The sequence below is a fragment of the Polaromonas sp. P3_C2 genome, assembly GCF_056402675.1.
Genome location: NZ_JBFUGX010000301.1, coordinates 1 through 5,080 on the forward strand (window position 1 = coordinate 1; position 5,080 = coordinate 5,080).

Genomic DNA, 5,080 nt, shown 5'->3' on the forward strand with positions numbered 1-5,080 from the left:
GTGCTTGAGCAGCGCGCGGCGCGAGGTGGCCTTGCTGTCGGATTGGGATTCAGGTGTTGCGTGGTTGTTCTTGATGTCGCTCATGGTTTTGTCTCCTGCGTGTAAATGGGTCAAACGGGTTGGCTTAACGGGGAACGATCTTGACGTCGTTGAGTTTTTCCTGTGCTTCGAAAAGGGAGGCGATCAGCTTGTCGCCGTAACCAGCGTTGCTGGCCTGGATCAGGCTTTGGTGCGTGGCCTCACCCATGAAGCTGGTGACGGGCAGCATCTCGGCCAGATGGGTGTAGTAGCGCAAATCTTTTTGCGCATTGGCGATGCCGAACTTGAAGCCGGTGACGTCGCCTTCCTTGAGCGTTTTCGTTGCCATCATCTGAAAGATGCCGCAGTTCACGCCCCCGGCCGAGATCACGTCATAGAGGCGGTTGAGGTCCAGCCCGCTTTTGGCCGCCACCGCAAAGGCCTCGGCAATCGAGGCCGCAAAGCTCATGGCCATCATGTTGTTGACCAGCTTGAGCACGTGGCCGTGGCCGGGCGGGCCGACGTGGAAGATGTTTTCGCAAAAGGCCTTGAGCACCGGCTCCAGCGCCTTGAAGTCCTCAGGCTCGGCGCCGACCATGGTGTTGAGCCTGCCTTCCTCGGCTTCCTTGGGCGTGCGCGCCAGCGGCGCATCGACCAGCTTGATGCCTTTGGCCGCGAGGTCGTTGCGGATGCGGGTGCTGGAAGCGGGCTCGGCGGTGGAGGTGTCGACCACGATCAGGCCTTTGCGGCCGCCGTCCAGCAAGCCGTCCTTGCCGTAGACAATCTCTTCGACCTGGGGCGAGCCCGTGACGCAGATGAACACGATATCGCTGGCCTGCGCGCATTCGGCGTTGGTCCTGGCCTCTTTCGCGCCGGCGGCAATCAGGTCGGCCAGGTTGTCCCTGTTGCGGTTGACCTTGAAGGTGAGGGCGAAGCCCTTGGCCAGCAGATTCCTGGCCATGCCGTGGCCCATCATGCCGATGCCGATGAATCCGATTTTGGGTATTGTCATGTTTGTCTCCGTTTTCTTTCCCGTTGTGGCTTGTCTGTTCTGTCTGTTGCGTTTGGCGGCTTAGTTCACGGCCTCAGTGGCGGCTACTGAAACAGTGGCCCCTGCGCCCGCCCTCGCCTGGTCCCACAGCGAGATCAGCCGCGCATAGCGCTCGRCAATGGCCTTGACCACCGCCGCGTCGTCCATGGCGCCTGAGAACCAGCCAGTTGCGGCATCGGCAAAGATCGAGCGCCCCACGGCAAAGCCGCGGCAGATGGCGTGCGGCGCTGCGATTCGAAAGCTCTGATCCAGTTTTTCCTCGCTGGCCTCCAGGCCCAGCACCAGCACACCGCGGCAATGCGGGTCGTGCTGCGCCACCACGGCCGCGATCTTTTCCCAGGCAGCCGCACTAACGGCTGGCGGCAGCTTCCACCAGTCGGGGAAGATGCCAGCCTGGTAGATTTGTTCGAGCGCCATCGGTACGGTGTCGCCATCCGCGGGCATGTCCTTGGGTGGGATCACCTCGATGAGGAACTCGTGAAAGCTGTCCACGCTGGCTCGCTGCAGGTCGGCCAATTTGGCCAGCTGGCTGTCGCGCAAGGCCGGCTTGTCATGCGGGTGGTAATACACCAGGCATTTGGCGACGTGCTCGCTGGGCCAGGTTCGCATGACCGCACCCAGGCCGGCGCCGGCTTCGAACTGCAGCGGTCGTGAACCCGGCAGCTCGACCGGCCTTGCGACCCACCAGCCTTTGCCGGTCACCGTTGGAAGCACCTCTTCACCAAAGCGTCCGTCAACGATCACGCCGACGCCACTGCGCTGGCCGGCTCCAAGCCGCGCACCTTCGGCGATCAGGGATTTGAAARGGGGGATGCGTTCGCTAGGCGCGCCATGGCGTGCCGCTACCTCTTCCAGCTGCTTGCGGTGGTCGAACGCCAGGATGACCAGTTCTTCCCAGCGGCGTGTGCGCGTGCTGACACGGTGCAGGTGTTCGAGCTGCGCGTCTTCGCGCAGGCGCCGGGTGGCCGAGCCATGCATCAAGAAAAACTGCAACTCTTCCCAGCTCGCCATGGCCGGCGCGCAGCCATGGCGCGACACCACCAGCGCGCCGCAGGCGTTGGCATAGGCGCAGCAGCGTGTGAGCGGCTCCCCCGGGATCCAGCCGCGCAGAAACCCCGACATGAACGCATCGCCGGCGCCCAATACGTTGTAGACGTCCACCGGAAAGCCGGGGCCTTGCAAACCTTTTTCCAGTGAATCGGGAATCGCACCGTCGAACACCACGCAGCCCATGGGCCCGCGTTTGACCACCAGCGTGGCCTGCGTCAACTCGCGCAAGCGGCGCAGGGCTGCGAGCGTGTCGGTGCTGCCCCCGGCGATGTGAACTTCTTCTTCAGTACCGACCACCAGATCGCAGTGACCGACGACGGTTTGCAGATGCGCGCTGACCTCGCCGGAAGGTACAAAGCGCTGCTCGCCCATGCCCGGGCTGGTCAGGCCCCATAGCACGGGTCGATAATCGATATCGAGCACCACGCGCGTGCCCGCGGCTTTGGCCATCATCATGGCGCGCTTGCAGCTTTCATAGGTGAGCGGCTGCGACAGGTGCGTGCCCGAAATCAGGAGCGCCTTGGCCGAAGCAATGAAGGCCGCATCGAAGTCGTCTGGACTGATCGCCATGTCGGCGCAGTTGTCGCGGTAGAACACCAGCGGAAAAGTGTCGCGGTCCTGGATTCCCAGAAACACCAGTGCCGTCAGGCGCTTGGGATCGGTGGCGACATGGCTCACGTCCACGCCTTCGGCCGCCAGGGTTTCGCGCACAAAACGGCCATTGTGCTCGTCACCCACACGGGTCAGCATGGCGGGCTTCAGACCCAGGCGCGCCACGCCCACCGCGGTGTTGGCCGGCGAGCCACCCAAATATTTGGTGAAGCTCTGCATGTCTTCAAGACGGCCCCCGATTTGCTCGCCATACAGATCCACCGCGGCGCGGCCGACACAGATCAGATCCAGCGGGCGGCTCATACGGCCCCCTTGCGAGTTGGCTTGGCTGCGGTCTTGCTGTTCCTGGTTTTGGCTTTCGCTGCGCTCTGCTCAGCCAGTTGATGACCGGTGCTGACCACCAGCGCCTGTGCCAGACACAGCGGTGCGACCAGCGAGCGGAACGGCTTGGAGGAATCGTCGGCCAGCTCCAGGCAAACCTTGGCATGCGCCTTGAGCGGCGAGAGGGGACCGTCGGTAATGGCAATTACCAGCGCTCCCAGTTTGGCGGCCTCTGCTGCAGCCGCGATGACTTCGGGCGAATAGTTGCGAAAGCTGGCGGCGATCAACACATCGCCGGGCGCAACGGAGCGCAGGCTTTCGCGCAGCATGCCGCCCGTTCCGTCGAGCAGGTGGGTGCGCAGTTCGAGCTGGCTCAACGCATAAGCGAGGTAGCCCGCCACCGGAAAAGCGCGGCGCTGGGCCAGCACATGGATGCGCGGCGCCGAGGCCATGAGCTTGACAGCCGCTTTCAGGTCGGCCTGGGCGATGCTTTCCTCGAGGTGGCCGAGTTCGGCCACCGATTCGCCCACCAACTGGTGCAGTACACCGGCCGGTGCGCGCTCGCCGTTGAGCTGCTTGCGCCGCATCTGGTCTATGCGTTCGCGGTAGCTGTCGGAACGCTCCAGCAGGTGGCCGCGGAACACCTGCTGCATTTCGGAGAAGCCGCCATAGCCCAGCGCGTTGGCGAAGCGGATCATGGCCGAAGGCTGCACCTCGGTGGCCTCGGCCACCGTCGCCACCGTGCCCAGCGCCAGGTCGTTGGGCTGCTCGAGCGCGAAGCGCGCGATGCGCTGCAGCTGCTTGGACATGTCCGGGTAAATCCGGCCAATCAGCGCCTTGAGTTCTTCGTAAGTCGTTGCAGAGTCCATATGTCGTTGCCGCCTCGGGAATGCGATGGACGGGCCGGGCCTGCGTCGCATCAAATTAGAATAGATATTCTTGCTTATTTAAATAATAGAACGTATATTCTGTTGTGTCCAGCCCATTTTCAGCACTTGTTTTTCTAGCTCCACTCATTCACCCAGAAAAACCGAAGAGACAAGGTCCCCATGCAACTCGCTTCCGGCCGCGCGCCGCTGATCCCTCTGCCGATGCTCGCCACATTGCTGGTGCTGCTGTCCACGCCGCTGTGGGTGGGCCGCGTCGGGCTGTACCAATACCTGGCCCTGGAAATCATGATCTGGGTGTTGTTTGCGATGGGCTACAACCTGCTCCTGGGTTTCACCGGCCTGCCCTCCTTCGGGCACGGTGCATTCTTTGGCGCGGGCGCCTACGCCTTCGGCCTGCTGCAACTCAAGGTCTGGCCCAACCTGTGGTTCGACCTGGCCGGCGCGGTGCTGGTCACAGCGGCGCTCGGCGCGCTGGTGGCGCTGTTCATCTCACACAGGCGCGGCATTTATTACGCCTTGCTCACCATCGCATTCGGCCAGGTGTTCTGGTTCATCGCCAACAAATGGCATACCGTCACGGGCGGTGAAGACGGGCTGCTGAACATCAAGCGCCTGCCGGCCGATTTTGGTTTTGTGTCTTTCAATCTCTCCGGCAACAACGCCCTCTTCTTCTTTTGCCTCGTGCTGTTCGGGTTGGTGCTGCTGGTGCTGTGGCGGCTGATCCATTCGCCATTGGGTCGCATCTTCAGTGCCATCAAGCAGAACGAGACCCGCGCCGCCTTTGTGGGCTACAACGTGTGGCTTTACAAGTGGCTGGCCTTCACGATCTCCACCGCGGTGGCGGGCCTGGCCGGTGCGCTGTTCGCCATGGCGCAGCAGTCGGCCTACCCCAACGTCATGAGCCTGCACAACTCGGGATTCGTCGTGATGATGGTGCTGATAGGCGGCGGCCTCGTAAGTTTTTGGGGCCCCATCATCGGCGCCACTTTCTTTATTCTGGCGCGTGACCTGCTGGGCGCCTACACCGAGACCTGGCTGCTCTGGTATGGCCTCGTCTTCATGGCGATGGTGCTGTTCAAGCCCGAAGGCATTGCCGGCGCGTGGCAAGCCTGGAAGGCACGGCCGCGGCGCACTGTGG

The 5,080-nt window shown here is 62.9% G+C and carries 4 protein-coding genes; 1 reads left to right on the forward strand and 3 read right to left on the reverse strand.

Going from position 1 to position 5,080, the window contains the following annotated elements:
* Positions 1-124: 124 nt before the first annotated feature.
* From AC1DWI_RS13480 to AC1DWI_RS13490, 3 genes are read right to left on the reverse strand one after another with little or no spacing between them, the layout of a single operon-like run.
* Entirely contained in the window at positions 125-1,030 is a 906-nt protein-coding gene (locus AC1DWI_RS13480; RefSeq protein WP_477670350.1) for an NAD(P)-dependent oxidoreductase, read from the reverse strand.
* 60 nt (positions 1,031-1,090) lie between these two features.
* Positions 1,091-3,034, reverse strand: a complete 1,944-nt coding sequence (locus AC1DWI_RS13485) for a bifunctional 5-dehydro-2-deoxygluconokinase/5-dehydro-2-deoxyphosphogluconate aldolase (RefSeq protein ID WP_477725005.1) — start codon at positions 3,032-3,034, stop codon at positions 1,091-1,093.
* Positions 3,031-3,921 carry a MurR/RpiR family transcriptional regulator gene (locus AC1DWI_RS13490; protein WP_477670352.1) on the reverse strand — a complete coding sequence of 297 codons (891 nt, stop codon included), beginning with the start codon at positions 3,919-3,921 and terminating at the stop codon, positions 3,031-3,033. Before AC1DWI_RS13490 ends, AC1DWI_RS13485 begins: the two co-directional genes overlap by 4 nt.
* Positions 3,922-4,101: 180 nt before the next feature.
* On the opposite strand from AC1DWI_RS13490, the gene AC1DWI_RS13495 reads away from it, so the two are divergent.
* A partial coding sequence (locus tag AC1DWI_RS13495) for a branched-chain amino acid ABC transporter permease (RefSeq protein ID WP_477725006.1) occupies positions 4,102-5,080 on the forward strand: 979 nt, incomplete at its 3' end.

Excerpts from the sequence above, each read along its gene's own strand:
- AC1DWI_RS13480 (WP_477670350.1), bottom strand. The coding sequence starts at position 1,030 with ATGACAATACCCAAAATCGGATTCATCGGCATCGGCATGATGGGCCAC.
- AC1DWI_RS13490 (WP_477670352.1), bottom strand. The coding sequence starts at position 3,921 with ATGGACTCTGCAACGACTTACGAAGAACTCAAGGCGCTGATTGGCCGG.